The sequence below is a fragment of the Bacillus cereus group sp. BcHK124 genome, assembly GCF_027712065.1.
GTDB lineage: Bacteria > Bacillota > Bacilli > Bacillales > Bacillaceae_G > Bacillus_A > Bacillus_A pacificus.
The window spans coordinates 61,553-87,369 of the sequence record NZ_JAQFPJ010000014.1; the positions used below are offsets into that span (position 1 = coordinate 61,553).

The window sequence follows — 25,817 nt, forward strand, 5'->3', positions numbered from 1 at the left end:
AAAGGGAACAAAATTCTTCGTTACATAAGAATTTTGTTCCCTTTTTAAGTATGTCTTAATACCGCTTGCATATCGCTTGGAATCGGTGTAGTGAAAGACATTTCTTTCTCTAAAATAGGATGATAAAACGTCAAGGATGTACTGTGAAGCGCTTGTCGCTTCATTTCATCTCTTTTTCCACCATATAAATTATCGCCAAGTAGCGGATGTCCTATGTGCGCCATATGTACACGAATTTGATGCGTTCTCCCTGTATCGAGCTCAAGTGATACGTGCGTCTTATGATTCGCGCTATCGATCACTCTAAAATGAGTAACAGCTCTTTGCCCATCCTCACAAACGGTTCGCTCAATAATGCTATCCGATTTTCGTCCAATCGGTGCGTCAATCGTTCCTTCTCTTTCTACCATCTCACCGTGAACGATCGCTTCATACGTTCTTTTCACAGCTTTTTGTTGATGCTGTTTCGATAAAAGATGATGTACGAAACGATTTTTTGCAATAAGCATAAGCCCTGAAGTATCACGATCTAACCTCGTTACGATGTGCACCGTACTTGCAAGATGTTGCTTATCATAATGAGATAAAAGTGCATTTGCAACACTTCCAGCCGGATGTTCTCTAGACGGAATCGTTGACATGTTCGCCTCTTTGTTTATGACAAGAACTGCATCATCTTCGTATACAATACATAAAGGGATATCTTCTGCAATCATCCCTTCACTTCTTTCCTCCACTGGAAAAAAGACACGTAATTCTTCACCAGCTTGCAACTGATGGCGAACGCTCGCATGTTGACCATTTACTTCAATAGCTCCGCCGTGAAACTTTATATCCGTTAATGCGGCTTTGGAGATCCCTTTTGTTTTTAAAAATTCTCTAACCAAAGTTCCTTCCTCAGCCGAGTCTATATCCCATTTCAATGTAAATCTGTTCAAATATATAAACCCTTTCTATTTATCTGCAACAAACGAGTCACGAACTCGTTTCCAGAACGGAAACGGTCGGAAACGAACAAATCGTACTTTCTCGTTTGCCACGCGATACTGAATTGATTTCACATCTTGATGAACCATCGTTAAATGGTCCACCGTAATTTGTAAGTTCATTCCTGCAGTCGGCTTCAGCACGCATGTATGATGTTTCGGCAATACGAGCGGCGAACCTACCGTACGAAACACACGGTTATTAATAGATGCCATTTCCGCAATTTGAATCGCTTCAATAGAAGGGTGAATAATTGCTCCGCCAAGCGCCTTATTATACGCAGTACTTCCCGAAGGAGTAGAAATACAAAGGCCATCCCCGCGGAACGTTTCAAAGTACTCTCCGCGTATTTCCACTTCTGTTACTAATGTACCTTCTGCACTTTTCACAGTCGCTTCATTCATCGCTAAATACTGTGACTCTTTACTCCCATTCACATAGCGAATAATCACTTCTAAAAGCGGATATTCCACCACTTGGAATGGTGTTTTAGCAATTGCAATTACTAATTTCTCTACTTCTGTCGGTAACCAATCTGCATAGAAACCTAAATGCCCTGTATGTACACCAACAAATGCTGTTTCATCCAATCGATTATAATAACGATGAAACGCATATAAAAGCGTTCCATCTCCCCCAACAGAAATTACAATATCGGGTTCCTGTTCATCCATTATAAATCCAAAATCTAGCAAGTATTCTTTCATCGTGCTTGCCAGTGCATCTGATGATTGATCTCCCTTTGACATAATTGTAAATTTCATCGCCCAACACCCTTTAGTTTATGATTCGGAATCTTTCGTTTCTTGCTTTCTTGAAAAAGCCTTCTGCGCTTCTTGAATTTCAAGACGGATAGAAGACATTTCTTCATCTAATAAAAATGCTGCTTCCGCTGCACGTTGCAAGCGTATTTTAATATCTTCAGGAAAACGCCCACTATATTTATAATTTAAAGAATGCTCAATTGTTGCCCAAAAGTTCATTGCTAGCGTACGTATTTGGATTTCTACCAATACTTTTTGTTCACCTTGAATCGTTTGAACGGGGTAACTAATGACAACATGATAAGAACGATAACCGCTATCTTTCTTCTGCGTGACGTAATCACGTTCTTCCACGATTTCAAAGTCATTTCGTTTTCTAAGATATTCTACAACAGGCTTAATCTCATCAACAAATTGACACATCATTCGAAGGCCCGCGATGTCTTGCATATCTTCTCTTAGCCTGTCTAACGGTACATTTCTCTTCTCCGCTTTATCAATAATACTTGCAACCGACTTTACCCTTCCTGTTACAAACTCAATTGGAGAATGCTCTGTTAACATTGCAAATTGAGTACGCATTCCTTTTAGTTTCACTTTCAGCTCTGCCACCGCTTGGTGGTAAGGTGCTAAAAATTCTTCCCAATTTCGATTCATTTCAACCACCACCAAAATCAATCCATTTGCTTATAGAAATACTTTTTCTACAGCAGTTACTAGTTCTTCTCCGTAATTTGCATTACCTTCAATATTTTCAACTAAATATTCTACTTCTTCTTTTAAACCTTCTAATTCCATTTCAATGTCATTCACGCGAACGAACATAACCACGTCGTTATTCATCGCTTCATGCATTGCTTCCCAGCATGTATGCGGAATGCTTACATAAATGAAAGATGATTCGTTTTCTAAGATATATAAAAATGATAAATTATCTGAGTCTACAAGTACGTGATTACGCGCACTTAACTCCTTTACCTCTATTTCACTATTTTCCGCACAAAAAATAAGAGCATTCTCTCTCTTTTCTACGCTCTTAACTTGGATTTTATTTTGCATGCTCTAACTCCTCCATCTCAACTTCCTGTCTTACTTAACAGTATTATTGTATCATAACATGGACGCAAACAAATAAAACATTGAACCAAATTTGTGAAAAAGCGATAATGTGTAAAGAATTATTTTTCAAAAGGAGCGCGCATACAATGACACAAGAAATTGAAATTGAATTTAAAAATATTGTTACAGAAGAAGAATTCAATACATTATGTAAATCATTCTCTATTGAAGGATTTACGAAACAGGTGAATCACTACTTTGAAACACCGAGCTTCTCATTAAAAGAAGCTGGCTCTGCACTTCGTATTCGTCATAAAGGAGCAACTTATACATTAACATTGAAACAACCTGCAGAAGTCGGCTTGTTAGAAACGCATCAAGTTATAACAGCAGATGAAGCAAGATTGATGATGGAAACAAATACAATTATTCAAGGCGCTGTAGTAGATCAACTACACACATTACAAATTCCTGTTTCTGCTTTAACTTATATGGGTAGTTTAACAACTGAAAGAGCCGAAACACTATTTGAAGGCGGAACGCTTGTCTTTGATCATAGTTTCTATTACAATCACGATGATTATGAAATTGAATTTGAAGTGCAAGATGAAGAAGCAGGCAAAGCTTCATTTATTCATTTGTTAAAGCAACACGACATACCAATCCGTCATACAAATAATAAAGTAAAACGCTTTTTCCTTGCCAAACAAAACAAAGCACGCTAAAGTGAAAATTCCACTAGTGAATACGTTCTACTAGTGGATACATCTCACTTTTTGAAAAAGAAAAGATTCTTTTACATTTGTAGAATAAGCAAAGAACGTTATGAAGGCTGTTTATTTGCCCTCCCTAACATTCCATTGCTACAATAGATATACATTTCATGGAAAAAGGAGTTTAAAAGGATGAGCAAGCAACCGATGACACCATTTGAAGCAATTGGCGGTGAACAATGCATTGCAATATTAGTAGACACATTTTATTCCTATGTCAGTAAACACCCTGACCTATCTCCCATCTTCCCGGATGATTTAACCGAAACAGCTAGGAAGCAGAAACAATTTTTAACACAATATTTAGGTGGTCCTAATTTGTACACTGAAGAACATGGTCATCCTATGTTAAGAGCACGCCATCTCCCGTTTGAGATTACTCCAAAACGAGCAGAGGCTTGGCTATCGTGCATGGAGCAAGCAATGGATGACACAGGAGTGCACGGTCATATAAGAGAGTTCGTTTTTGAACGTTTAGCATTAACTGCTCAGCATATGGTTAATACTCCAAACGAAACAGGTGAAATATAATGGATAAACAGGAAGCAAAGCATATCAATATGCCATCTCCTTCCGCATGTGAGCATAAGTCTGTAGAAGCATATTTATTTATTGATCCACTTTGTAAAGATTGCTGGGAAATTGAGCCCTTTATTATTAAACTATGGCTTGAGTACGGGAAATACTTCTCTATTCGTCATATCGTAACAGGAAAAGTGGACGGAACGAACGCTTCCTCACACAAATGGAATAAACCTGCTAATATTCGATTTGTGTGGGAAAAGACAACAAGTTTACAAGGTTTTTCATGTGATGGAAAGGTACATATGCAAGAAGCATCGTCAACACCATATTTAGTTTCGATGGCAATTAAAGCAGCGGAGTTGCAGGGCCGAAAAGCAGGTTCGAAGTTTTTGCGAAAACTCCAAGAATATATTTTCCTTGAAAATGTATCAAATCCTGACTGCGAATTATTACTTGCATGCGCAAAAGATAGCAATATTGATGTAGAAGAATTTAAAAAAGACCTATATTCCGCTAGCGCAAAAAAGGCTTTCCAATGTGACTTAAAATTCACAAATGAAATGCATATTACAGAAATACCTTCTCTCGTATTCTTTCATGCAAATTCAGATGAAGAAGGTATTAAAATCGCTGGAACGTATTCCTACGACGTCTACGTACAATTATTGAAAGAACTTGTAAAATGTGAAATCGAGCCAGAGCCATTACCACCTTTAGAAGTATTACTGGAAGCGACACAATTTATCTCTTCAAAAGAAGTAGCATTTATATATGACTGCTCGAAGCAAGAAATTGAACGTGAACTAAAAAAATTACAACTGAAACGAAAAGTACAAATGATTGACGTAAAATGTGAGCGTTATTGGAAATGGATAGCAAAAGAAAAAGACCTGGTGTAAACACCAGGTCTTTTTCTTTACGGCTTATAAAAATATTAAAGGGGATGGGAGAAATTTTCACGTTCAAACAAAGGGGTATATGTTTGTATGTGAATTCGTTCACGCTTATTATATTACAAGATTCGACGTCAGATGACAACCCCTTTTGTCGAATTTCACACTTTTGTCACATTCTAAACGTTTTCATTTTTGAATAAGCTATAAAAAAGCTATTTTGGAGGTGTTTTGTATGAAAAAAACGTATATTTTACTTATCATTCTAGCCGTCATCGTTTCTTTTTTCTTGTACATCCTCTCTCTACTACAAGCTTTTCCTAAAATGATTGCCTTTCCTCTTTTATTCGGAGTCATTGTCATCGCTCTCTCTTATTTCAACCATAAAAAACGATTTAAAGGGTTTTAATGAACTGTAAAACTGCCTTCTAGTTTAGAAAAAAGAAGACAATTCGATTTATTTTCTCGACAAATATCGACAAAATGACATCAAGAAAAAGACGAGGCAAATTCCTCGTCTTTTCTATTACTTCTCTTCAAATAATAATGCTTCTAATTCATTTAATTTCTCTTCAAATACTTGCAATGCTTCTTTTACCGGTTCTGGAGATGCCATATCTACTCCAGCTTTTTTCAGCACTTCAATTGGATAATCTGAGCTTCCTGCTTTTAAGAACTCATTAATGTAACGTTCTACTGCTGGTTGCCCTTCTTCTAAAATTTGTTTAGATAGAGCCGTTGCTGCACTAAATCCTGTTGCGTATTGGTATACGTAATAGTTGTAGTAGAAGTGCGGAATACGAGACCACTCTAAACCAATTTCTTCATCAATTACTAAAGCATCACCGAAATATTTCTTATTTAAATCATAGTAGATCTCCGTTAGCATGTCTGGTGTTACCGCATGTCCCTCTTGTACTTTCTTATGAATAATATGCTCAAACTCTGCGAACATCGTTTGACGGAATACAGTACCACGGAATCCTTCCAAATAATGATTTAATAAGTATAGACGCTCTTTCTTATCTTCTGTCGTTTTTAATAAATAATCGTTTAGAAGCGCTTCATTACAAGTTGATGCTACTTCCGCAACGAAGATTGAATAATCCCCGTATACGTGCGGCTGCGTTTTTCTTGTGTAGTAACTATGGACAGAATGGCCAAATTCATGAGCAAGTGTAAATAAATTATTTACATTATCATGCCAGTTCATTAAAATATAAGGATTTGTTCCATATGCACCAGATGAATATGCTCCGCTTCGTTTTCCTTTATTCTCATACACATCTACCCAGCGATTTTCATATGCTTCTTTCAAAATATCAACATACTCATCACCCAGTACATGTAAAGACTTTAATAACATGTCTTGCGCTTCTTCATACTTCACATTCATTTTCACTTCTGGTACAAGTGGTGTATATAAATCATACATATGAAGCTCATCAAGCCCTAGTGCACGCTTACGAATATCAATGTAACGATGTAGCAAGTGTAAATTATCATTTACAGATTGAACAAGTTGATCATACACCGCTTCAGGAATATTATTATTACTTAATGCTGCTTGACGTGCAGAGTCATATTTACGAACACGTGCATTGAAATTATTACGCTTTACAGCTCCGCTTAACGTACTTGCAAATGTGTTCTTATATTTTCCGTACGTTTCATATACAGCTTTGAATGCATCTTCACGCACACGACGATCATCACTTTCTAAAAACTGAATGTAACGGCCATGTGTAATTTCTACTTCTTCTCCATCCTCACCTTTAATAGATGGGAATTTCAAATCCGCATTATTCAACATACCAAATGTATTACTTGACGCACTCATTACTTCAGATGCTTCTGCTAATAAAGCCTCTTCCGCTTCAGATAATACGTGAGGGCGTTGACGCGTAATTTCTTCTAACGCATGTTCATATACACTTAATTCTCTATTTTCTTTCAAGAATGTTTGCAATGTATCTTCTGAAATCGATAAAATTTCAGGCACAATATATGCTGTGCTACTAGATACTTGTGAATATAAATTTGTTGCACGGTCATTTAACGCTTGATACACAGAGTTTGTTGTATCTTGATCGTAACGCATATGTGCATATGTATATAGCTTACCTAATCGCATTGAAATTTCATCTTCATATTGCAATGCTTCAAGTAAATTGTTCGCAGAGTCACCAAGTTTCCCTTTAAATTCAGTTAACTTCGGTAATAGCTCTTTAATAGCTTGGAATTCTTGTTCCCATTCTGCATCTGTTTGGAAAATATCTTCTAATCGCCACGTACTTGATTCTTCAATCTCGTTACGATCCGGTAATGTTTTTGCTGTGTTTTGTTCAGACATGCTTTAAGCCCTCCTTTAAATATCTCTACTTACATACAATTCGATTTTTCTTATGTAATTCCTTCACGATCAGTCTTTATTATATCCGCTTTTCCTTCTCTCATGTTGTACTTTGCCTCAAATAAAGATAAGGCATACGCTAAACTACTTTCATCATATTTCATAACTTCCTCCTCTGTTTTTACCATAACTATCCCCCGTATTTTCTGGTACTTATAAGTCCCTACTTTACGTAATACACCTGTATAGCATAAAAATGTCATATACTCAGTAACTGCTACTTTCCATATATGCTGTGAAAAGTACGGGAGCATACGCCTTTTCGTATACTTTTTTATATAACTCCACACGTATGGAAGGGAAATATAATCCCCTACCGCAAGCTCGCCTATACACTTCATATATAAAAAAGCTTGCCATATAAATGGATTTGTTTGAAAAGCAAATGAGGACGGAAGCGGCACACCAATTTCAGAAGGGAAATTTGCTGGGGTACATTTACAGTGATATAAGAGGCGTAATAGTGATTTATGATTATAATTCCAAATAGGCAAAGCCTTTTTTCGAAAATAGTCCTTTCGCTTCTTCCATTCTCGTTCTAATATCTCCTTTTGAAAAGGAACAGAAGAAAAGAGCATTTCAAAAGTAGTCGTTTCAGTTGGTAAGTATATAATATGTGAGAAAGAGACGCTTGTAGAAAACGAAGTGAGAAACGCGCATTTCATAAATGATTTTTGTTTCGAACAGAAGAAAATAAGAAGTGGTTGAGGATAAGATTGTAAGGAGAAAGCCATAAGGGAGGAAAATTTCACCCAATAGGCAGAGTGCTTTTTCAATTGATTTCCACCAATAATCCAAATGACCTGTATACCAGCTCGCCAATACGAATAGGTTCGTTTGTACAGCTGTTCTATAGAGAGATTCGCGCACTGGTATTCAATCGCAACTTTTCTCCCTGCTCTCTCTATGAAAATATCTGGTCGCTGCTGAATCTCTGGTAAATAATGCTCTATATCTACATGAAAGTTTTGACGTTTGAACCATTTATATAACAATTCTTTACCGTGCCTATGATACATAGATTCTGCTTCATAAAAGGCTAAACATGAATCTTCTTTCTTATGAGCAAAATGCCACTTTTTTTGTTTTCCTAATCTCATTAGTACTTTTTTCCCACAAGCTATGCAAAAGAAGCTTTCCCTTTTCCGCATACGATGTAAAATCTCTTCATCATGATGATAGAGTAGATGAATTTTCTCTCCGTTTTCTCTTTTGGCAATAAACATCGGAATCACACCCTTTCAGCTCCTTATATTCTACAATTTATTACAAATTCCTTTTAAAAAAGAGATGTCCCAATTTCGGACATCTCTTTTTATAATAATGGCGATAATAACCGATACGTTGATTCAACAATTCTTCTATGCAGACGCCTTTTATGAAAACGATCGACGTGAATTTCACTGGATTCTTCTAAATCGTCTTTAAAATCTTGAACAAGTTTTCGAATGCTATCTGTATCATATAAAAAGGCATTTACTTCAAAGTTCAAATGAAAACTTCTCATATCCATATTAGCTGTCCCAATTGAAGCTAAATCAGAATCGACAATGACAACTTTACTATGAAGAAAACCTTTTTCGTATTCATATATCTTTACCCCTGCATCTAAAAGCTCTGGGAAGTATGACCTTGATGCATAAAAGACAGTGCGCTTATCAGGCTTACTCGGCATTAACAAACGAACATCGATACCGGCAAGTGCCGCTACTTTTAATGCGGACAAAATATCATCATCCGGGATGAAATACGGCGTTGCAATCCAAATGGATTTCCGCGCAGAAGCAATCATGGCAAAATATAAATGTTTAATTGTTTCCCATTTATTATCCGGTCCACCTGCAACGAGCTGCACGCCTCCCCAATGCTCCCCCTCAACTGCTTTCGCTTGTAAATATTCAGGGGCTAGCACAGCCTCACCAGTCATATAAAACCAATCTTGAAGGAAAATAAGCTGCAAACTTTGCACAGCTTCACCACGTAAATATAAATGTGTGTCTCGCCAAAAGCCGAAGTACTTATCCTTCCCTAAATATTCATCACCAATATTTAATCCACCTACAAATCCTTCATTTCCATCAATAATAACGATTTTTCGGTGGTTTCGATAATTAATCTTATCGTTTAAAATCGGAAAGCGTACAGGGAAGAACGGAATCATTTCGACACCTGCGTCGTTTAATTCTTCAATATATGATTTTGATAATTTAAAACTTCCAACCGCATCATATAAAAAACGAACGACTACGCCTTCTTTTGATTTTTGTATTAAAATATCTTTAATTTCTGTTCCAAGCTTATCATCACGCACAATGTAATATTCCATATGAATGTGATGTTTCGCTCGTTTTAATCCATCTAAAATAGCCTGAAACGTTTCATCTCCATTTGTTAATGTTCTCGTTTCAGTTTGAAATGAAATATTTAAAGCGCCTAAGCGATCCGCTAAACGAAATAACAGCTCTTGATGCTTATGATTGCGCAAAATCCGTTCTTCGTAATCTTCATGCCCCTTATATTGTAAAAATGCTTGTTCATCGAGCAACGCCTTCTTTTGGAACATTCTCTTCCTCCGAAAGTTCTGTCCGAATAATAAATAAGCGAAAAATCCAAATACCGGAAAAATCCCTAACACAATGAGCCATGTAAGTGTTTTTGACGGATGACGGTTCTCTAAGAAAATAACGCAGCCAATTAAAAATGCAGATACCGTAAATAAAATACTAATAATACCTAAAATCGAAACATCTTTTATCCCAATTACATCCGAATAAAATGCTACATCAATAAACATACGTAATGACACAAATAATGCAAACAATAGTAACACAAAAAAAATCAACTTTAACGTATTTTTCATCTCTTACCTCCTTACTAAGAAAGCTTTCCTATTCTTCATATAAAAAGCCGATTTCATACTACAGAAATCGGCCTACGTTTTAGCAGGAAAATTATTGCGAATTGTTTCAAGCGCATGCTCTTTCACAATTTGTTTCCCATACTCACTTACACGATGAATTGTTAAAGTTGATTCTTCCCCGTATTCTAAAACAATGCTTAAAATGCGATCAATTTCTTCTTCATCATGTAGCACTTCATCGAATTCCACATATACATAATAGCGGTCCTCAAATGAATACAGCTCATCTTTTATATCTTCAAAGATAAGACGGTGGCTTAATGAAATGACATCTTCAAAATCATTAAACTTAATTAAAAAGCCAAACGTACCATCTTCGTTAAAGTTTGTACCTGCTTGTTCTTCTACCTCTTCCACTACTTCTTGCTGGAATAATGATTCAATACCTTCATCTAGAGGAATGTCTATAATTTTATCTACACCTATTGGTAGTTCTAGCTTTTGTCCATCCTTTGAAAGTTCTGCTTTCGTTACAAGTACTTCAATCCCTTTATCGACTGCTTGCACTTGAATCCATAACGGCCCATCAATAAAGAAATCGTCATGATCACGAGCTTCGTCCATCATTTCCCAAAAGAGCTCTTCGCTTCTTTCGCGGTCATACCAAATTTCCTCACGATTAAAGCCTCTGTCCTCTATATCAATGTACGTAATAAAAAATTTCATCGTATGATCATTAATTCTTTCAATATCCAAAATACAACTCTCCCTTCCTGCTTAGAATTGTTATGAAGGGATTCCCCACTCATATGACAAATCAATAGATTCTTGTACTCTCATTTTATGATAAGATTCTCCAGAATGGAAATAAAATCGATTTATTTTACAAAAATAGTTATATACCTATCTTCGTTCAATGGTATACACAAATATATCATTGTGGCGATTACTCACTTATAAAAAATTTGGACATACATTTCCATCTTCCCCCGTACACTGTAATAAAGTGAAACTTTTATTAGAGAAGATGCTTTAGTCCTTTTCACCACATACATATAGTTCGCTTATTAAAACATCATAAATGGAGGCAGACGAATGGACTTAGAGTTTTTAACATCTGTACTAATGATTGTCGGTATCGATGTTGTATTAGGTGGTGACAACGCAATTGTCATCGCACTAGCTAGCCGAAATTTACCTGAATCGAAACGAAATAAAGCTATTTTGATCGGTACTCTTTTAGCAATCGTACTAAGAATTATCCTTACTATACTAGCTGTCTATTTGCTCGACATTCCATTTCTGCAACTTATCGGGGGCATTTTACTTACATTCATTGCAGTAAATTTACTAACTGATAATAGCAACGATCTTTCTTCTATTCAAGGAAAAACAACTTTATTTCAAGCTGTGCGTACAATTGTATTCGCGGACCTTGTTATGGGATTTGACAACGTTATCGCCATTGCAGGGGCAGCTCACGGAAGATTTTTACTCGTAATAATCGGTTTACTCATTTCTATCCCGATTATTATTTGGGGCAGCAAACTCATTTTAATACTTATGGAACGCTTTCCATTCCTCATCTATTGCGGGGCAGCAATTCTCGCTTATACAGCAGGAAAAATGGTCACACATGAAGACAGACTGGCAACCTTTTTTCATAACAACCCAAGTTTCACTGCAGGCATTCCTTACTTATTTATTTTCACCATCTTATGCATCGGTTTTATCGTTCAACGAGTTCGATTACGAAATGTGAAACATTAAAAAAAACCTTCTACTATATAATAGGTAGAAGGTTTTCATATTATTATAATTAATTTACAAGACGCTGTGCTTCACGTAATTGGAACGTTCTTACTGTACGTGGTAAGAAACGGCGGATTTCGTCTTCATTGTAACCTACTTGAAGGCGTTTCTCGTCAATCATAATTGGACGACGTAAAATCCCTGGATAGTCACGAATCATCTTATATAAATCTTGAAGTGGTAAAGACTCTAAGTTTACATTTAATTCTTGGAAAACTTTCGAACGAGTAGAAATAATCTCATCCGTTCCGCTTTCTGTCATGCGTAAAATCTCTTTAATTTCCTCAATCGTTAACGGATCTGAGAAAATATTACGTTCTGTATAAGGAATATGATTTTCCTCTAGCCATAATTTCGCCTTTCTACAAGACGTACAGCTTGGAGAACTATATAATGTTACCATACAAAGCTCACTCTCCTTAAAGAGTACAAATTCTGTACTAATTACAGTTTAAATTTCTTAATTCAGCAATTTTTCGCGATACCTTGTCTTAAAACAAAGTGCAAAAATTGCTTTTCATGTAAGCAACAACTTTTAGTAAACAACAATTACTTTTAATAAGTAACTTCTATAATCATTATACAATAGATTTTGCAAGAAATATACAGTAAATTTCCTTCTAATTGAGAAAACTCTTCCGTGCATTTCACTGCTATGTAACATAATCACACTTACTTCATCTGTTCTTTAACAATAATCTTCAACCCTCTTAACGCTTGCTTTTCATAGATTTTTCATATGATTTATAGTTATTTCCTCATAATCTTTTCTATGAAAAAGAGAACGTTTTCTTACCTTTTTTTGATAAATCAATTAAGAAATGTAAGACTATATAAGTGAGAATTAAAAGAACGTTTGTTCTTATTTTAACAAACATTCTCGTTCATGTCTATACGATTTCTAAAATATATTAAATATTTTTCTGACATTTCTTTCTTTTTCATCTTTTATCTCATACAATAAAAATACAGACAGGCAAAGGGGGAATTTGCAAATGATTGCTTTTTTTATTGATTTTGTCACTGTTGCTGCCCTCATCATCGGAATAACAGCATTGATTGGTGTCATTACAAATAGCATTGGTGAAAAACTCTTTGGCGGAAAAGAAAAGATGAAGTTTGTTAATAAAAGTTTGGATGTACAATCCGGCTGGAACGAGGTTGGCGGGAAAGGTATTTATAAGAAACGTACGTATTAAAAAAAGCAGGCAATTACCTGCTTTTTTCTTATTTCTCTACTGACGCCCATTTAAAGCTTAAATCGCCGCCATATTTATGGTTGTACATATTTTTAATGGAATCTCTTTGTAAGTATGCTCTACCACGTTGATATACCGGTACAATCGCAGCGTCATCAAGTAACATTTTCTCTGCTTCTAGTAAGCTTTTCCAACGAGCATTTACATCGCTTCCATCTTTTTTCGCTTTCATGATGATCTCATCATATTTCGGATTAGAATATTTCATTTTATTTTGTGATCCATCAGTTACAAACATATCAAGATATGTAATTGGATCTGGGAAGTCTGCACTCCATCCAGAGAATGACATGACGAAATCGCCCGCATCTTCCAATTTTAGTTTTTGCGCGAATGGTTGTTGTTTAATTTTCACTGTTAAACCTGGTAAATTCTTTTCTAACTCACCTTTTAAATATTCCCCTGTTTTCTTCGATAATTCAACATCTTCGTTTAATAACTCTAATTCGATTTCATTTTTACCAAGCTCTTTTTTACCAGCTTCCCAATATTTCTTCGCTTCTTTCACGTTTGGTTTTACAATATCTCCATTTACAGCACGGAAGTCCTTTTTATCCGGTCCTTTAATGAAGTTATCAGGAATTAATCCTGTCGCCGGCTTAGAACCGTTATTTAATAATGTATCAACGAACGGTTTACGTTCAAAAGCAAGTGAAATTGCTTTACGAATATTTTTATTTGCTAACGCTGGATCTTTTTGATTTAAACGAAGGAAGAATACAGATGTATCTTCTACTGTTTGGAAATCTGGTTTTCCTTTATATTTATCGATGAACTCCGCTAATAACGTCGCTCGATCGACTGCGTTTGTTTCATATAAATTAATTGGTGTAGACGTATCTTTAACAATATTAAAGTTTACTTCCTCAATCTTCACTTCTTTATTATCCCAATATGACGCGCTCTTTGTCATTTTAAAGCTACGTTCATGTTGCCAATCACTTAATGTAAATGGTCCGTTATAAAGTGTTGTATTCGCTTCCAAACCAAACTTCGTACCTTGCTCTTTCACAAACTTTTCATTCACAGGATAGAAGATTGGATATACCATTAAATCTACAAGATATGGAATGGAATTATCTAATTCCACTTCTAATGTATAATCATCAATCGCCTTTACCCCTAATTGGTCCGGACTCATCTCTTTTTTATTAATTTTCTCTGCATTTTTTATATCATACATAATGTACGCTGATTTCGCAGCTGTATCTGGGTTAATCGCTCTTTGCCATGCGTATACGAAATCTTTCGCTGTCACAGGCTCACCATTTGACCATTTTGCGTCTTCACGTAATGTAAATGTATATTTTTTACCGTCTTCTGACTTTTTGAATTCCTTCGCTACACCAGGAACTAGCTTATCATCTTTTCCTAAACTGTATAAGCCTTCCATCGTATTAGTCATTACTCTTGAAGAAACTGCATCAGCTGATAACGCTGGATCCATCGTTGGAATCTCTTGTGTTTCAATTAAGTTAATAACTTGCTTCGCACCGCTTTTCCCGCTATCCCCTTTTGCGTTCGCTTGCGGTTCATCTTTTTGGTAGCTACATGCCCCTAACATCATGCTCATCGCTACTGTTGATACTACAAAAACTGGCATCTTTTTTTTCATATTTCCACCCTCCACAAAAATGTTAGCCCTTTCATTTTCAAACAAATAGAAATATATATATGTTCCAATAATTCATATTATACACACAAATATATTTTTTGTATATTTATATTTCTATTTTATTAAAATTTTCTGTTAAAAAATAAACCTTTGTAAACGTTTCATATTGCTGATTTTCCTTACTGAAATGTCAGAAATAATTATTTTTATATTTTTCTAAATTATTAGATAAAAATAAATTTTATATTCTATAATACTTTCTGCATAATTATCCTTCTGTTTTTATCATAAAATAGCGCTCCCTTCATAATAAAGATATGTAGGTTAAAATGAGTGCAAAGGTTAAGAAAGTATGTTACGATACACTTTGCTAAAAATAGATATCGGTAAAGAGGGGACGGACATGACAGCAATTCAGGCAAAAAACAGGCCTACTGAGAAATTAAGTTTATTCTTATTAACATGGCCTATTTTTCTAGAAGTTTTTCTATTTATGTTAATGGGGATCGCTGATACTTTCATGTTAAGTGCATTATCAGACGATGCTGTATCTGGGGTTGGTGCAGCGAATCAATATCTCCATATCGCTATTTTGGTACTAGAAGTCATCGGGAACGGCGCAGCTATCGTCGTATCTCAATACCTCGGTTCCAAACGTTTTATGGAAGCATCTAAAATATCAGCTTTAGCCGTCACATTAAATTTAGTGGTCGGACTCGTTATAAGTGCTGGTTTTCTTTTATTTTCAAAACATATGATGATGGCGATGAACTTACAAGGCGATGTACTTATGTATGCACAGAGCTATTTATCTATCGTCGGAGGAGCTATTTTCCTTCAAGCTATTATTAATTCATTAGCCGCAATTATCCGCGTACATGGCTTCACAAAGCAAGCGATGTTTATTTCACTTGGAATGAATATTATTCATATCGCTGGAAACTACGTACTCATTTTCGGGAAATTTGGTTTTCCAGAGCTTGGTGTACAAGGGGCTGCCATTTCTTCTGCTGCCAGCAGGCTAATCGCGCTTATCGTTTTCTTCTGGTTACTGTACCGCGTTATGGAGTACCGTGTGAAATTACAATACTACTTCACCTTATCAAAAGAATACATCGGAAAAATTTTAAAGATTGGGATTCCATCTGCATTTGAGCAGGTTATGTATCAAGCTTGCCAAATTGTCTTCTTATACTATGCAACATATTTAGGAACGGAATCGTTAGCGGCTAGACAATACGCTACGAACATTTCTATGTTCACTTATTTATTCGCTATTGCAATCGGTATGGGAACAGCTATTATTATTGGGCGCCTCGTTGGCGGTGGTGAAAAAGATGAAGCGTATGAACGTGTATGGAAAAGTGTAAAGTGGGCGATTGGTGTCACTTTATGTATGGTTGCTCTCGTTATTACATTCCGCACACAATTAATGGGACTATTTACAGATAATCCGCACATTATTTCGTTAGGTGCAAGCGTTCTTTTACTAAGTGTACTACTTGAAACAGGACGTACGATGAACATCGTCATCATCAATTCACTTCGCGCAGCTGGTGACGCAAAGTACCCAGTTTTAATCGGCGCATTTTCTATGGTGTTAATGAGTTTACCACTCGGCTACTTTTTTGCCTTCCATTTAGATATGGGGCTCGTTGGTATTTGGCTAGCAATTGCTATTGATGAATGGACACGTGCTATTATTATGTTCTTCCGCTGGAAAAGTAGAGCGTGGGAACGTTATGCACTTGTTAAACCTCAAGAACAAGAGGAGATTGTTTCTGTTCAGGCGCAATAATACTCGTTTAATTAAGGTGTAGTCATTCGTATAGGCAACTTATATCTGCGATTCTTTAAATATATCGACTTACCGAGAAATATTGACAACTCTTTTATATAGTAAAAAAATCCATTCTTCCGTGATAGAAGAATGGATTTTTTATTATTGATAAATCTCTTTATATTTCTTATACTCCGCTTCAGAACATAATACGAAATGTCCTGGGCGAATTTCACGCATTGTCGGTTCTTCACTACCATAATTGTGCTGAGATGGATCGTATACGATACGTTTACGATTGCGCTCATAATCTGGATCTGGAAGTGGAATTGCTGATAATAGTGATTTTGTATATGGATGAATTGGATTTGCATATAACTCATCACTTGTTGTTAATTCAACGATTTGACCACGATACATTACGCCAATGCGGTCACTAATGTATTTTACCATCGATAAATCATGGGCAATGAATAAGTATGTTAATCCTTTTTCTTTTTGTAACTTTTTCAGTAAGTTTACAACTTGTGCCTGAATTGATACGTCAAGTGCTGAGATTGGCTCATCGGCAATGATAAATTCAGGTTCTACAGCAAGTGCACGAGCGATACCGATACGTTGACGTTGTCCACCTGAGAATTCATGCGGGAAACGGTTTGCGTGCTCTTTATTTAAACCAACTGTGTTTAATAATTCATGAACACGGTCCATACGATCTTTTTTGTTTTTCGCTAATCCGTGAATATCAATACCTTCTGCAATAATATCCCCTACTGTCATACGCGGGTTTAATGATGCATATGGATCTTGGAAAATCATTTGCATTTTACGGTTGAATTTCTTCAGTTCTGCGCGTGATTTTTTACCATGTACATTTTCACCATCAAACAATACTTCACCAGCAGTTGCATCATATAAACGAATGATCGTTCTTCCAGTTGTTGATTTACCACAACCTGATTCTCCTACAAGACCAAATGTTTCTCCGCGGTAAATATCAAATGAAATATCATTAACCGCTTTGACAACACCACCACTCACGTCGAAGTGCTGCTTTACATTTTTTACTTCAATTAATTTCTCACGTTGTTTAGTCATGTTGTTCACCTGCTTTCATTTGAAGAATACGTTTTTCAACGACTGCCGGCGGTTTTACTTCTGGAGCTTGCTCATGAAGTAACCAAGTTGCCGCATAGTGTGTATCACTTACTTTAAATAAAGGTGGGTCCATTTCAAAATCAATTTTTAATGCCTGTGGGTTACGTGGTGCAAAAGCATCTCCCTTTGGCGGCTTCAATAAATCTGGAGGCGTTCCAGGGATTGCATATAACTCTTCTTCTGAACCATCTAAACTTGGCATAGATGCGATTAAGCCCCAAGTATATGGATGTTTTGGGTTGTAGAAAATTTCATCTACAGTTCCGATTTCAACAACTTTACCAGCGTACATAACTGCTACGCGGTCCGCAACATTTGCCACTACACCTAAGTCATGCGTAATGAAAATGATTGCTGCTTCTGTTTTTTGCTGAATGTCCTTCATAAGCTCTAAAATTTGCGCCTGAATTGTAACGTCTAGCGCTGTTGTCGGCTCATCCGCAATCAATAATTTCGGGTTACAAGCTAACGCCATCGCAATAACTACACGCTGCCTCATACCACCAGAGAATTGGTGCGGATATTGTTTTAAACGAGCTTCTGGATTTGGAATACCTACAAGGTCGATTAATTCCAACGCAACTTTACGTGCGTCTGCTTTACTCATCCCTTGGTGTTTAATAAGGCCTTCCATAATTTGATTTCCAATTGTCATCGTTGGGTTTAATGATGTCATTGGATCTTGGAAAATCATCGCGATATCTTTACCACGTACTTGCTGCATTTCTTTTTCTGTTAATTTCGTTAAGTCACGACCTTCAAATACGATTTCACCATTTTTAATGCGTCCAGGAGGATTCGGAATTAAACCCATTAACGCTTTAGAAGTAACTGATTTCCCAGAACCAGATTCTCCTACAATCGCTAATGTTTCCCCTTTTTTCAAATCAAAAGTAACGCCGCGTACAGCTTGTACTTCACCTGCATGTGTATCAAAGGAGACTTGTAAATCTTTTACCTCTAACAATGTTTTCATCTTTGCCTCTCCCCTCTTTTACTTACGCATTTTTGGATCTAACGCATCGCGTAATCCGTCTGCCATTAAGTTAAATGCTAAAATTAATATACTGATGACAACCGCAGGAATGAACATCATATGCGGATACGTTTGAATTGATTTATAACCGTCATTTACAAGAGAACCTAGTGATGCGAATGGTGGCTGAATACCTAAACCGATAAAGCTTAAGAACGCCTCACCAAACACCGCTGTTGGAATTGTAAACATTGTCATTACGATAATTGGTCCCATTACGTTCGGGATTAAGTGTTTTACAATTAATTGTGTATTTGTTGCACCTAATGTACGAGATGCTAATACGTATTCTTGGTTTTTTAATTTTAAGATTTGTCCACGAACGATACGCGACATCCCTATCCAACCTGTAATTGCCATTGCAAGTGTAATTGACCATATACCAGATCCCATAATGATTACCATTAAAATAACGATGATTAAGTATGGAATACCGTTAATAATCTCCATAATACGTTGCATAATGTTATCTACTCTACCGCCATAGAATGCTGAAATACCTCCATATGCAACCCCAATTACTAAGTCAATTGCTGCTGCTAAAAGAGCGATATATAATGATACGCGTGTACCTTCCCATGTTCTTGTCCATAAATCGCGTCCAAGATCATCTGTACCAAACCAGAAATACTCTTTAATATCACGTTTTTCATATTGGTCAACACCATATTGATCTGTACCGTCAAATGGTAACCAATGAACATTTTCAATAACTGGAATTTTCGGTGGCAATTTTGCACGTCCTAAATCTTGCTCTTTATACGAGTGCTTACTTACCATCGGTCCGAAGATTGCTAGTAAGATAATAAGCGTTAATAAAACTAAACCAAACATTGCTCCTTTATGTTGGAACAAACGTCTTCTTACATCTTGCCAAAACGTTAAGCTTGGACGGGCAATGACTTCATTATCCACATTATTTTGATTAGCTTGTTGAAATAAGTCTGGAGATAATTTTTGTACATCTTTCATCATTTTTTCCCTCCCGCTAAACGAATACGAGGATCAATAATTCCGTATAAAATATCAACAATGAAAATAACTAAGATGAAGATCGCACTATAGAAAATTGTAGTTCCCATAATAACTGTATAGTCATTCACTGTAATAGATTTAACGAACTGTTCCCCTAGTCCTGGTACAGCATAAATTTGCTCAATAACTAATGTACCTGTAATTAACCCTGCAACCATTGGTCCTAAAATTGTTACAACTGGAATTAACGCGTTACGAAGGGCGTGTTTGATAATGATAACGCCTTGGCTAATTCCTTTCGCTTTCGCTGTTAAAATGTAGTCAGCTTGCATAACTTCAATTAACTCTGCACGAGCGAAACGTGCGATTGTTGCGATAACTGCCATCGATAAAGCAATTGTAGGCATTACTGTAAACTCTGGTCCTTTCCAGAATGCTACTGGGAACCATCCAAGTTTTACCCCTACGAAATATTGTAGTAATGCGGCAAATACGAACGATGGTACCGACATCCCGAGTACGGAAATAATTGTTGCTCCATAATCGACCCACGTATTGTTACGAAGTGCCGCAACGATTCCTAAAATTAAACCAATAAATGTTCCTAATATAATCGCTTGTAAACCAAGTTGTGCTGATGGTCCAATGCGATCCACAATCATGTCTGTTACTGGACGGTTATCATATTGGAATGATACCCCTAAATCCCCTTTTGCTAAGTTACCTAAGTAACGTGCGTATTGAACTGGTACTGGATCATTTAAGCCATATTTTTCAAGAATGATTTCTTTTTGTGCCGGTGATAACTTCTCCTGGTTTTTAAGCGGAGAACCCGGAAGTAATTTCATTAAAAAGAAAGTCAGTGTAGTAATTAAAAATAATGTCAAAGCCATGTACACGAAACGTTTTAATACATAACGTCCCATAGTCAAGCACCTCCCCGTTTTTCTCAAAAGCAATAAGATAGTTTTAAATATTCTTACTTTTATTTTTTTAAAATAAGAGTATATGCCCATCATAGGCATATACCCTTATTCATGATGGAAACCATTTTTAGTTTTTGAGTTCAACCCACTTATAGCTAAATTCCCCGCCATATTTATGTTCTAATAGGCCAGTAATAGATTGGCGTTGTAAATATGCTTTTCCAGGTTGATATACTGGAGCAATTGCTGCATCTTCAAGCAGTTGTTTTTCTGCTTGTAATAATGCATCCCAACGAGCTTGTACATCAACTTCTGTTTTTGCTTTTTTAATTAAATCATCATACGCTGGGTTTGCGTAATGTACTTTGTTTTGCGCATTACCTGTCGTATACATTTCAAGGAATGACATTGGATCCATATAATCTGGATTCCATCCCGCATATGACATTGCATAATCTCCACTTGCTTCAAGTTTTAATTTTTGTGCAAATGGTTGCATTTTTGTTGGAACTGTTAAACCTGGTAAGTTCTTTTCAAATTGGCCTTTTAAATACTCTCCGATTTTTTTAGCATCATCAGTATCAAAGTTTAATAGCTCTAACTCTACTTTGTCTACACCAAGTTCTTTTTTACCAGCTTCCCAGTATTTTTGTGCTTCTTTCATATCCTCTTTTATAAGCTTTCCGTTTTCTTCACGGAAGTCTTTTCCATTCGGACCTTTTGCTAAGCCTTTCGGAACAAAACCATATATACCCTCTGAACCATCGTTTAAGATTACTTTTCCGATGTTTTCACGTTCAAAGGACATTGCAATTGCTTTTCGGATATTTTTATTTGCTAAAAATTTATTCTTTTCATTTAAGCGAATAAATTGTGTAGATGGTCTCTTAATCGTTTTAAAGTCAGCATCTGATTTGTATTTATCTACAAACTCTGATGTTAAGACTACACGATCAATTGCTTTCGTTTCATATAAATTTATAGCAGTTGAACGATCCTTAACAATATTGAAGTTTATTTCCTCAAGTTTTACTTCTTTATTTTCCCAATACGTTGGATTCTTCTTAAGCTTGAAACTTTGTTCATGCTTCCATTCATTTAATACGAATGGACCATTATAAAGTGTCGTATTGGATTCTAATCCAAATTTTGCTCCTTGTTCTGTTACAAACTTCTCATTCAAAGGATACAATGTTGGATAGACTGTTAAACTTACAAAATAAGGAACAGGGTTATCTAATTCCACTTCAAGTGTATGATCATCAATTGCCTTTACACCAAGTTCTTCAACTGGTAACTCTTTTTTGTTAACCTTCTCCGCATTTTTAACATCAAATAGTATGTAAGCAAACTTGGCACCCGTGTTTGAATCTACAGCTCTTCGCCAAGAATAAACGAAGTCCTTCGCTGTTACAGGTTCACCATTAGACCATTTCGCATCTTCACGTAACTTAAACACATACTTTTTGCCATCCTCTGATTTCTCATAAGATTTAGCGACACCCGGAACAAGTTTATCATCTTTCCCCAGACGATATAACCCTTCCATTGTGTTATTCATGATGTTAGAAGATGTTGCATCTGTTGATAACGTCGTATCCATAGTTGGGATTTCAGCTGTCTCAGTTAGATTTAACACTTGCTTGTTTGAGGATTTTTCTTTCGCGCCTGCTTTATTATCCTCTTTTTGGTAACTACAAGCTCCTAACATACTGACAGTCAACGTCGATGCAAGTAATAACGGTATCTTTTTCTTCATGTTGTGTTGCCTCCCCTAATTGCACTTCCTGTACCCTCACTTGTAAAAAAGTAGAATTGAAAGAATAATCTCCAAGTTTCTACAATTTTCATTATACATATAATATAACAATTGTGAATATAGTTTTTTGTTTTTTTGTTAAAATTTTTAATAAAATGTTTATATTTTTATTTTTTTGTAAAGGGATACGTTAACATTGCTACCATCATCTTGCAATCAGACCTTTAATTGCGTATAATTTTCAAAAAATTAGTTCTAGTACATATTATAGCTTTTATAGTATAATAATTCTAGTAATATTTTGACGGAGGGGAACATTTTGAATAAAGTTTTTTTTCATACTTGTATACTAATTTTCATAGCGATAATCGCTTCTAGTATTGGTGCATTCCTCGTTTCATCGCATTTTTTGTTGAATTTTGTCAACATCTCGTTTTATATTGCACTATTTTTTATTCTTATAGGCGGTTTTTTATTCATATTTCAAAATGGATTTTTTAATGTAACAATTTACGCCTTCCAAAGAGTATTTGGTACGAACAAAAAAATTGACTCTTTAATTGAAGAAGTAGAGGAACCTGTCGATAAGAAAGAACGTATTTATAAAACATATTCATTCAAATGGACGTATCCAATTTGCATTACCGGTATCATTCTTGGGTTGTTCTCGACCTTCATTAGCTTTACTATTTTGATGTAGTTTGCAAACACTATCCCATATGATATAATAATCAGCAAAACATTTTGTTATAAAACTTTAGTTCTTTCATATTTAAAGAGCTCAGGTAACAATAAATAAATTTATATGTATGCGATGATAAAGAAGAGTACATATTGAGGCAATTTCAGAGAGCTTGTGGCTGGTGTGAACAAGTAATTGTACAGTATGGAATGGGCTTTTGAGCTCCAAACCGAACCGAAAGTAGTAGGCTTTGGCGTTATATCCAAACGTTATTATGGATTAGAGAGATTTCACAGTAGTGAAATAATTAGGGTGGTACCGCGGTCCATTCGTCCCTATAGTTTTTTGGGATGAATGGGCTTTTTTTGTTTGCCTTCTCTTCCCCATTACGCATTCAAATTTAGGAGGAATTAATTATGTCAGTTATCTTTTCTGGTATTCAGCCAAGTGGAACGATTACACTTGGAAACTATTTAGGAGCTATGAAGCAATTTACAGAGCTTCAAAATGAACACGACTGTTATTTCTGTATTGTAAACCAACATGCGATTACAGTACCTCAAGATCCTGTCGGGCTTCGTAAAAACATCCGCAGTCTTGCTGCACTTTATGTAGCATGCGGTATCGACCCTGAAAAAGCTACGTTATTTGTACAATCAGAAGTACCGGCACACGCTCAACTAGGATGGATTATGCAATCAGTTGCTTACGTTGGAGAATTAGAGCGTATGACGCAATATAAAGATAAAGCGTCAGGTAGAGATTCAGTACCAGCTGGATTACTAACGTATCCACCATTAATGGCTGCTGATATTTTACTTTACAACACTGAGATCGTGCCTGTTGGTGATGATCAAAAGCAACATATGGAATTAACACGTGACCTAGCAGAGCGTTTCAACAAACGCTTCCGTGAAGTATTCACAATTCCTGAAATCCGCATTCCAAAAGTAGGAGCTCGCGTTATGTCACTAACAGAGCCTACGAAAAAAATGAGTAAATCTGATCCGAATCCAAAATCAATGATTAGCATGCTTGATGAACCAAAAACAATTGAAAAGAAAATTAAGAGTGCTGTAACTGACTCTGAAGGTATCGTGAAATTCGATAAAGAAAACAAACCTGGTATCTCTAACTTATTAACAATCTACTCTTCATTCTCTGGAAAAACAGTTGAAGAAATCGAAGCAATGTACGAAGGAAAAGGATATGGCGACTTCAAAGGCGACCTAGCACAAGTAGTCGTAGAAGCGATTCGCCCAATCCAAGACAAATATAACGAACTAATTAACTCACCAGAACTAGACGAAATTCTAGACAAAGGTGCCGAAAAAGCAAACCGCGTCGCATTCAAACAACTACGCAAAGTAGAAAACGCAATGGGACTAAGCAGAAAACGTAGGTAACATATAAAGCGGAGGGCTAGGAGCCAGAGCTGGATTTCTATATAAAGCGGAAGCGGCTCGCTTAGAATGTGAGGGGATGGAGCTCCTGACGGAGAGGCGTTTTTTGCCTCGCAGGAAGGTGCGAAGCCACCGAACATTCTTGCCGCTGGAGCTGGATTTCATATAAAAGCGGAGGCAGCTCGTTCAGTTCTTAGACACGAAGAGCTTGCTGCTGAAGATAAGTTACACCAAATTAAAAAAACCGCCGATTGGCGGTTTTTTTAATTTACCTTTTGCTCGTTTTCCATTTCCCATAACTTTTCAAAAAATGGTTGTCCTTTTACGAGACGCTCGCATAATTGTTCGTGCTTCTCAGACCAACCTGTTTTCGCTTCCTCATACAGCTTAGCCCAAATATCTTCAAATTCCATATGTTGAACCATTCCGTATGCTGATGGATCCCACTCTGTGAACCAATAGCGAATTTCTGCTGTGTTTTTCGTTGTATGTAATTGATCTAACGCCATAAATAATAATTGTTTAAGCTGTCTTTCTTTACGAGTCAGGCCATTCATAATGAATGGTGATGGTGATAAAATATGATGTTCTTTTTCTATTTCTTCTACTTGGAACTCATACTTTTCTGCTTGTACGTTTTCTACCATCTCATATACCATCTGCTCTTGGCGCGGTATAAGTCTACTTTTTCGAATCGGTACATTGTAACCAATTGTGTCAATCGCAATAATTCCTTTTCCATCTGTAACTACAAAGCAATACTCTTGCTGCAAACGTTCATGATTTTTACGAATATAAGCCTTATGATGTACGTCTTCCAACATTTTTTGCGGAAGCTCTAACAATTCGTTCTCGATGTAATGATATAATGTGGCATCTACTTTTAATAATGGCACTTGATCTAATAGCTCAATCGTATCATCTTTCCGCCATTCGTAAAAATGACAAACGTTATACCCATTTTCTTCACCTTCAAACCAATTTACCCATACATCATGTAGATATAACATTCACTACCCCTCACTTCACTACTGTTTGTATCCATCATTATGTTCAATTTTTCTTAACTTTATTCCACCTAAGGAAATATATTCTAATTATTATTTTTTCTTCTATTAATACTAAAAAAACAGGAAAG

General features: G+C 36.1%; 25 protein-coding genes and 1 other annotated feature. Of the genes, 9 read left to right on the forward strand and 16 right to left on the reverse strand.

What is annotated here, in order from left to right; all coding sequences use genetic code 11:
• Positions 1-44 precede the first annotated feature (44 nt).
• From PDK19_RS19085 to PDK19_RS19100, 4 genes are read right to left on the reverse strand one after another with little or no spacing between them, the layout of a single operon-like run.
• Positions 45-938 (reverse strand): RluA family pseudouridine synthase, encoded by an 894-nt coding sequence (locus PDK19_RS19085; protein WP_049113696.1) that lies wholly within the window; start codon positions 936-938, stop codon positions 45-47.
• 15 nt (positions 939-953) lie between these two features.
• A complete protein-coding gene (locus PDK19_RS19090; RefSeq protein WP_000673185.1) occupies positions 954-1,751 on the reverse strand; it encodes an NAD kinase in 798 nt (265 codons plus the stop codon).
• An 18-nt stretch (positions 1,752-1,769) separates the two neighbouring features.
• Positions 1,770-2,408, reverse strand: a complete 639-nt coding sequence (locus PDK19_RS19095; protein WP_001081482.1) for a GTP pyrophosphokinase — start codon at positions 2,406-2,408, stop codon at positions 1,770-1,772.
• Positions 2,409-2,438: 30 nt separating this feature from the next.
• On the reverse strand, positions 2,439-2,810 hold the full coding sequence (locus PDK19_RS19100; RefSeq protein WP_001180003.1) for a hypothetical protein: 372 nt from the start codon (positions 2,808-2,810) through the stop codon (positions 2,439-2,441).
• Positions 2,811-2,956: 146 nt separating this feature from the next.
• Here PDK19_RS19100 and PDK19_RS19105 point away from each other — a divergent pair, with 146 nt between their 5' ends.
• The 4 genes from PDK19_RS19105 (at position 2,957) to PDK19_RS19120 (ending at position 5,410) form a co-directional block, all read left to right on the forward strand.
• On the forward strand, positions 2,957-3,535 hold the full coding sequence (locus PDK19_RS19105) for a CYTH domain-containing protein (RefSeq protein ID WP_000191109.1): 579 nt from the start codon (positions 2,957-2,959) through the stop codon (positions 3,533-3,535).
• A 180-nt stretch (positions 3,536-3,715) separates the two neighbouring features.
• Positions 3,716-4,114 (forward strand): globin domain-containing protein, encoded by a 399-nt coding sequence (locus tag PDK19_RS19110; protein WP_000043381.1) that lies wholly within the window; start codon positions 3,716-3,718, stop codon positions 4,112-4,114.
• A complete protein-coding gene (locus PDK19_RS19115; RefSeq protein WP_000360652.1) occupies positions 4,114-5,007 on the forward strand; it encodes a ClpXP adapter SpxH family protein in 894 nt (297 codons plus the stop codon). The genes PDK19_RS19110 and PDK19_RS19115 overlap by 1 nt, the downstream gene beginning before the upstream one ends.
• Before the next feature lie 229 nt (positions 5,008-5,236).
• On the forward strand, positions 5,237-5,410 hold the full coding sequence (locus PDK19_RS19120) for a hypothetical protein (protein ID WP_000754593.1): 174 nt from the start codon (positions 5,237-5,239) through the stop codon (positions 5,408-5,410).
• A gap of 117 nt (positions 5,411-5,527) precedes the next feature.
• On the opposite strand, the gene pepF is transcribed toward PDK19_RS19120, so the two are convergent.
• The 4 genes from pepF to mecA form a co-directional block, all read right to left on the reverse strand.
• On the reverse strand, positions 5,528-7,354 hold the full coding sequence (gene pepF / locus PDK19_RS19125) for an oligoendopeptidase F (protein WP_000003391.1): 1,827 nt from the start codon (positions 7,352-7,354) through the stop codon (positions 5,528-5,530).
• Positions 7,355-7,404: 50 nt separating this feature from the next.
• Positions 7,405-8,649 (reverse strand): competence protein CoiA, encoded by a 1,245-nt coding sequence (locus PDK19_RS19130; protein WP_270707840.1) that lies wholly within the window; start codon positions 8,647-8,649, stop codon positions 7,405-7,407.
• Between the two features lie 80 nt (positions 8,650-8,729).
• On the reverse strand, positions 8,730-10,274 hold the full coding sequence (locus PDK19_RS19135; RefSeq protein WP_000799204.1) for a cardiolipin synthase: 1,545 nt from the start codon (positions 10,272-10,274) through the stop codon (positions 8,730-8,732).
• Between the two features lie 72 nt (positions 10,275-10,346).
• Positions 10,347-11,030 carry an adaptor protein MecA gene (gene mecA, locus PDK19_RS19140; RefSeq protein ID WP_000350722.1) on the reverse strand — a complete coding sequence of 228 codons (684 nt, stop codon included), beginning with the start codon at positions 11,028-11,030 and terminating at the stop codon, positions 10,347-10,349.
• Positions 11,031-11,369: 339 nt separating this feature from the next.
• Here mecA and PDK19_RS19145 point away from each other — a divergent pair, with 339 nt between their 5' ends.
• Positions 11,370-12,044, forward strand: a complete 675-nt coding sequence (locus PDK19_RS19145) for a TerC family protein (protein ID WP_000362602.1) — start codon at positions 11,370-11,372, stop codon at positions 12,042-12,044.
• 49 nt (positions 12,045-12,093) lie between these two features.
• Here PDK19_RS19145 and spx read toward each other — a convergent pair whose 3' ends face one another.
• Positions 12,094-12,489, reverse strand: a complete 396-nt coding sequence (spx, locus tag PDK19_RS19150; RefSeq protein ID WP_000258267.1) for a transcriptional regulator Spx — start codon at positions 12,487-12,489, stop codon at positions 12,094-12,096.
• A gap of 592 nt (positions 12,490-13,081) precedes the next feature.
• Here spx and PDK19_RS19155 point away from each other — a divergent pair.
• The gene (locus PDK19_RS19155) at positions 13,082-13,285 is read left to right on the forward strand and encodes a hypothetical protein (protein ID WP_000559976.1); all 204 of its coding nucleotides are present in this window, start codon (positions 13,082-13,084) and stop codon (positions 13,283-13,285) included.
• Between the two features lie 28 nt (positions 13,286-13,313).
• On the opposite strand, the gene PDK19_RS19160 is transcribed toward PDK19_RS19155, so the two are convergent.
• Positions 13,314-14,960 (reverse strand): peptide ABC transporter substrate-binding protein, encoded by a 1,647-nt coding sequence (locus PDK19_RS19160; RefSeq protein WP_000728614.1) that lies wholly within the window; start codon positions 14,958-14,960, stop codon positions 13,314-13,316.
• A 352-nt stretch (positions 14,961-15,312) separates the two neighbouring features.
• Here PDK19_RS19160 and PDK19_RS19165 point away from each other — a divergent pair, with 352 nt between their 5' ends.
• Entirely contained in the window at positions 15,313-16,758 is a 1,446-nt protein-coding gene (locus PDK19_RS19165) for an MATE family efflux transporter (protein WP_262722690.1), read from the forward strand.
• 144 nt (positions 16,759-16,902) lie between these two features.
• Here PDK19_RS19165 and PDK19_RS19170 read toward each other — a convergent pair whose 3' ends face one another.
• The 5 genes from PDK19_RS19170 to PDK19_RS19190 form a co-directional block, all read right to left on the reverse strand.
• On the reverse strand, positions 16,903-17,838 hold the full coding sequence (locus PDK19_RS19170; protein ID WP_000166342.1) for an ABC transporter ATP-binding protein: 936 nt from the start codon (positions 17,836-17,838) through the stop codon (positions 16,903-16,905).
• On the reverse strand, positions 17,831-18,874 hold the full coding sequence (locus tag PDK19_RS19175; protein WP_000854346.1) for an ABC transporter ATP-binding protein: 1,044 nt from the start codon (positions 18,872-18,874) through the stop codon (positions 17,831-17,833). Before PDK19_RS19175 ends, PDK19_RS19170 begins: the two co-directional genes overlap by 8 nt.
• 18 nt (positions 18,875-18,892) lie before the next feature.
• Positions 18,893-19,909 carry an oligopeptide ABC transporter permease gene (opp3C, locus tag PDK19_RS19180; RefSeq protein ID WP_000974101.1) on the reverse strand — a complete coding sequence of 339 codons (1,017 nt, stop codon included), beginning with the start codon at positions 19,907-19,909 and terminating at the stop codon, positions 18,893-18,895.
• Positions 19,906-20,835 (reverse strand): oligopeptide ABC transporter permease, encoded by a 930-nt coding sequence (gene opp3b, locus PDK19_RS19185; protein WP_000534165.1) that lies wholly within the window; start codon positions 20,833-20,835, stop codon positions 19,906-19,908. The genes opp3C and opp3b overlap by 4 nt, the downstream gene beginning before the upstream one ends.
• A gap of 127 nt (positions 20,836-20,962) precedes the next feature.
• Positions 20,963-22,594 carry a peptide ABC transporter substrate-binding protein gene (locus PDK19_RS19190; protein ID WP_046646762.1) on the reverse strand — a complete coding sequence of 544 codons (1,632 nt, stop codon included), beginning with the start codon at positions 22,592-22,594 and terminating at the stop codon, positions 20,963-20,965.
• 319 nt (positions 22,595-22,913) lie between these two features.
• Between PDK19_RS19190 and PDK19_RS19195 the strand changes: the two genes are divergently transcribed.
• Together PDK19_RS19195 and trpS are read left to right on the forward strand one after the other, a co-directional pair.
• Positions 22,914-23,294, forward strand: coding sequence for a DUF3899 domain-containing protein (locus tag PDK19_RS19195; protein WP_001044987.1), 381 nt, complete (start codon positions 22,914-22,916; stop codon positions 23,292-23,294).
• A 105-nt stretch (positions 23,295-23,399) separates the two neighbouring features.
• Positions 23,400-23,616 (forward strand) — a binding site (T-box leader).
• A gap of 76 nt (positions 23,617-23,692) precedes the next feature.
• Positions 23,693-24,682, forward strand: coding sequence for a tryptophan--tRNA ligase (gene trpS / locus PDK19_RS19200; protein ID WP_000110985.1), 990 nt, complete (start codon positions 23,693-23,695; stop codon positions 24,680-24,682).
• A 260-nt stretch (positions 24,683-24,942) separates the two neighbouring features.
• Here the strand turns inward: trpS and PDK19_RS19205 are convergent, their stop codons facing one another.
• Positions 24,943-25,689, reverse strand: coding sequence for a YjbA family protein (locus tag PDK19_RS19205; RefSeq protein WP_000966125.1), 747 nt, complete (start codon positions 25,687-25,689; stop codon positions 24,943-24,945).
• Between the last annotated feature and the right edge of the window lie 128 nt (positions 25,690-25,817).

Bases quoted from the DNA above. Each gene is read 5' to 3' on its own strand.
- PDK19_RS19100 (WP_001180003.1), bottom strand. From the start codon at position 2,810: ATGCAAAATAAAATCCAAGTTAAGAGCGTAGAAAAGAGAGAGAATGCT.
- PDK19_RS19115 (WP_000360652.1), top strand. From the start codon at position 4,114: ATGGATAAACAGGAAGCAAAGCATATCAATATGCCATCTCCTTCCGCA.
- PDK19_RS19190 (WP_046646762.1), bottom strand. From the start codon at position 22,594: ATGAAGAAAAAGATACCGTTATTACTTGCATCGACGTTGACTGTCAGT.
- PDK19_RS19120 (WP_000754593.1), top strand. From the start codon at position 5,237: ATGAAAAAAACGTATATTTTACTTATCATTCTAGCCGTCATCGTTTCT.
- PDK19_RS19170 (WP_000166342.1), bottom strand. From the start codon at position 17,838: ATGACTAAACAACGTGAGAAATTAATTGAAGTAAAAAATGTAAAGCAG.
- PDK19_RS19095 (WP_001081482.1), bottom strand. From the start codon at position 2,408: ATGAATCGAAATTGGGAAGAATTTTTAGCACCTTACCACCAAGCGGTG.
- trpS (WP_000110985.1), top strand. From the start codon at position 23,693: ATGTCAGTTATCTTTTCTGGTATTCAGCCAAGTGGAACGATTACACTT.
- PDK19_RS19145 (WP_000362602.1), top strand. From the start codon at position 11,370: ATGGACTTAGAGTTTTTAACATCTGTACTAATGATTGTCGGTATCGAT.
- opp3b (WP_000534165.1), bottom strand. From the start codon at position 20,835: ATGGGACGTTATGTATTAAAACGTTTCGTGTACATGGCTTTGACATTA.
- PDK19_RS19090 (WP_000673185.1), bottom strand. From the start codon at position 1,751: ATGAAATTTACAATTATGTCAAAGGGAGATCAATCATCAGATGCACTG.
- opp3C (WP_000974101.1), bottom strand. From the start codon at position 19,909: ATGATGAAAGATGTACAAAAATTATCTCCAGACTTATTTCAACAAGCT.
- pepF (WP_000003391.1), bottom strand. From the start codon at position 7,354: ATGTCTGAACAAAACACAGCAAAAACATTACCGGATCGTAACGAGATT.
- PDK19_RS19205 (WP_000966125.1), bottom strand. From the start codon at position 25,689: ATGTTATATCTACATGATGTATGGGTAAATTGGTTTGAAGGTGAAGAA.
- PDK19_RS19175 (WP_000854346.1), bottom strand. From the start codon at position 18,874: ATGAAAACATTGTTAGAGGTAAAAGATTTACAAGTCTCCTTTGATACA.
- PDK19_RS19135 (WP_000799204.1), bottom strand. From the start codon at position 10,274: ATGAAAAATACGTTAAAGTTGATTTTTTTTGTGTTACTATTGTTTGCA.
- PDK19_RS19165 (WP_262722690.1), top strand. From the start codon at position 15,313: ATGTTACGATACACTTTGCTAAAAATAGATATCGGTAAAGAGGGGACG.
- PDK19_RS19110 (WP_000043381.1), top strand. From the start codon at position 3,716: ATGAGCAAGCAACCGATGACACCATTTGAAGCAATTGGCGGTGAACAA.
- PDK19_RS19105 (WP_000191109.1), top strand. From the start codon at position 2,957: ATGACACAAGAAATTGAAATTGAATTTAAAAATATTGTTACAGAAGAA.
- PDK19_RS19160 (WP_000728614.1), bottom strand. From the start codon at position 14,960: ATGAAAAAAAAGATGCCAGTTTTTGTAGTATCAACAGTAGCGATGAGC.
- PDK19_RS19155 (WP_000559976.1), top strand. From the start codon at position 13,082: ATGATTGCTTTTTTTATTGATTTTGTCACTGTTGCTGCCCTCATCATC.
- spx (WP_000258267.1), bottom strand. From the start codon at position 12,489: ATGGTAACATTATATAGTTCTCCAAGCTGTACGTCTTGTAGAAAGGCG.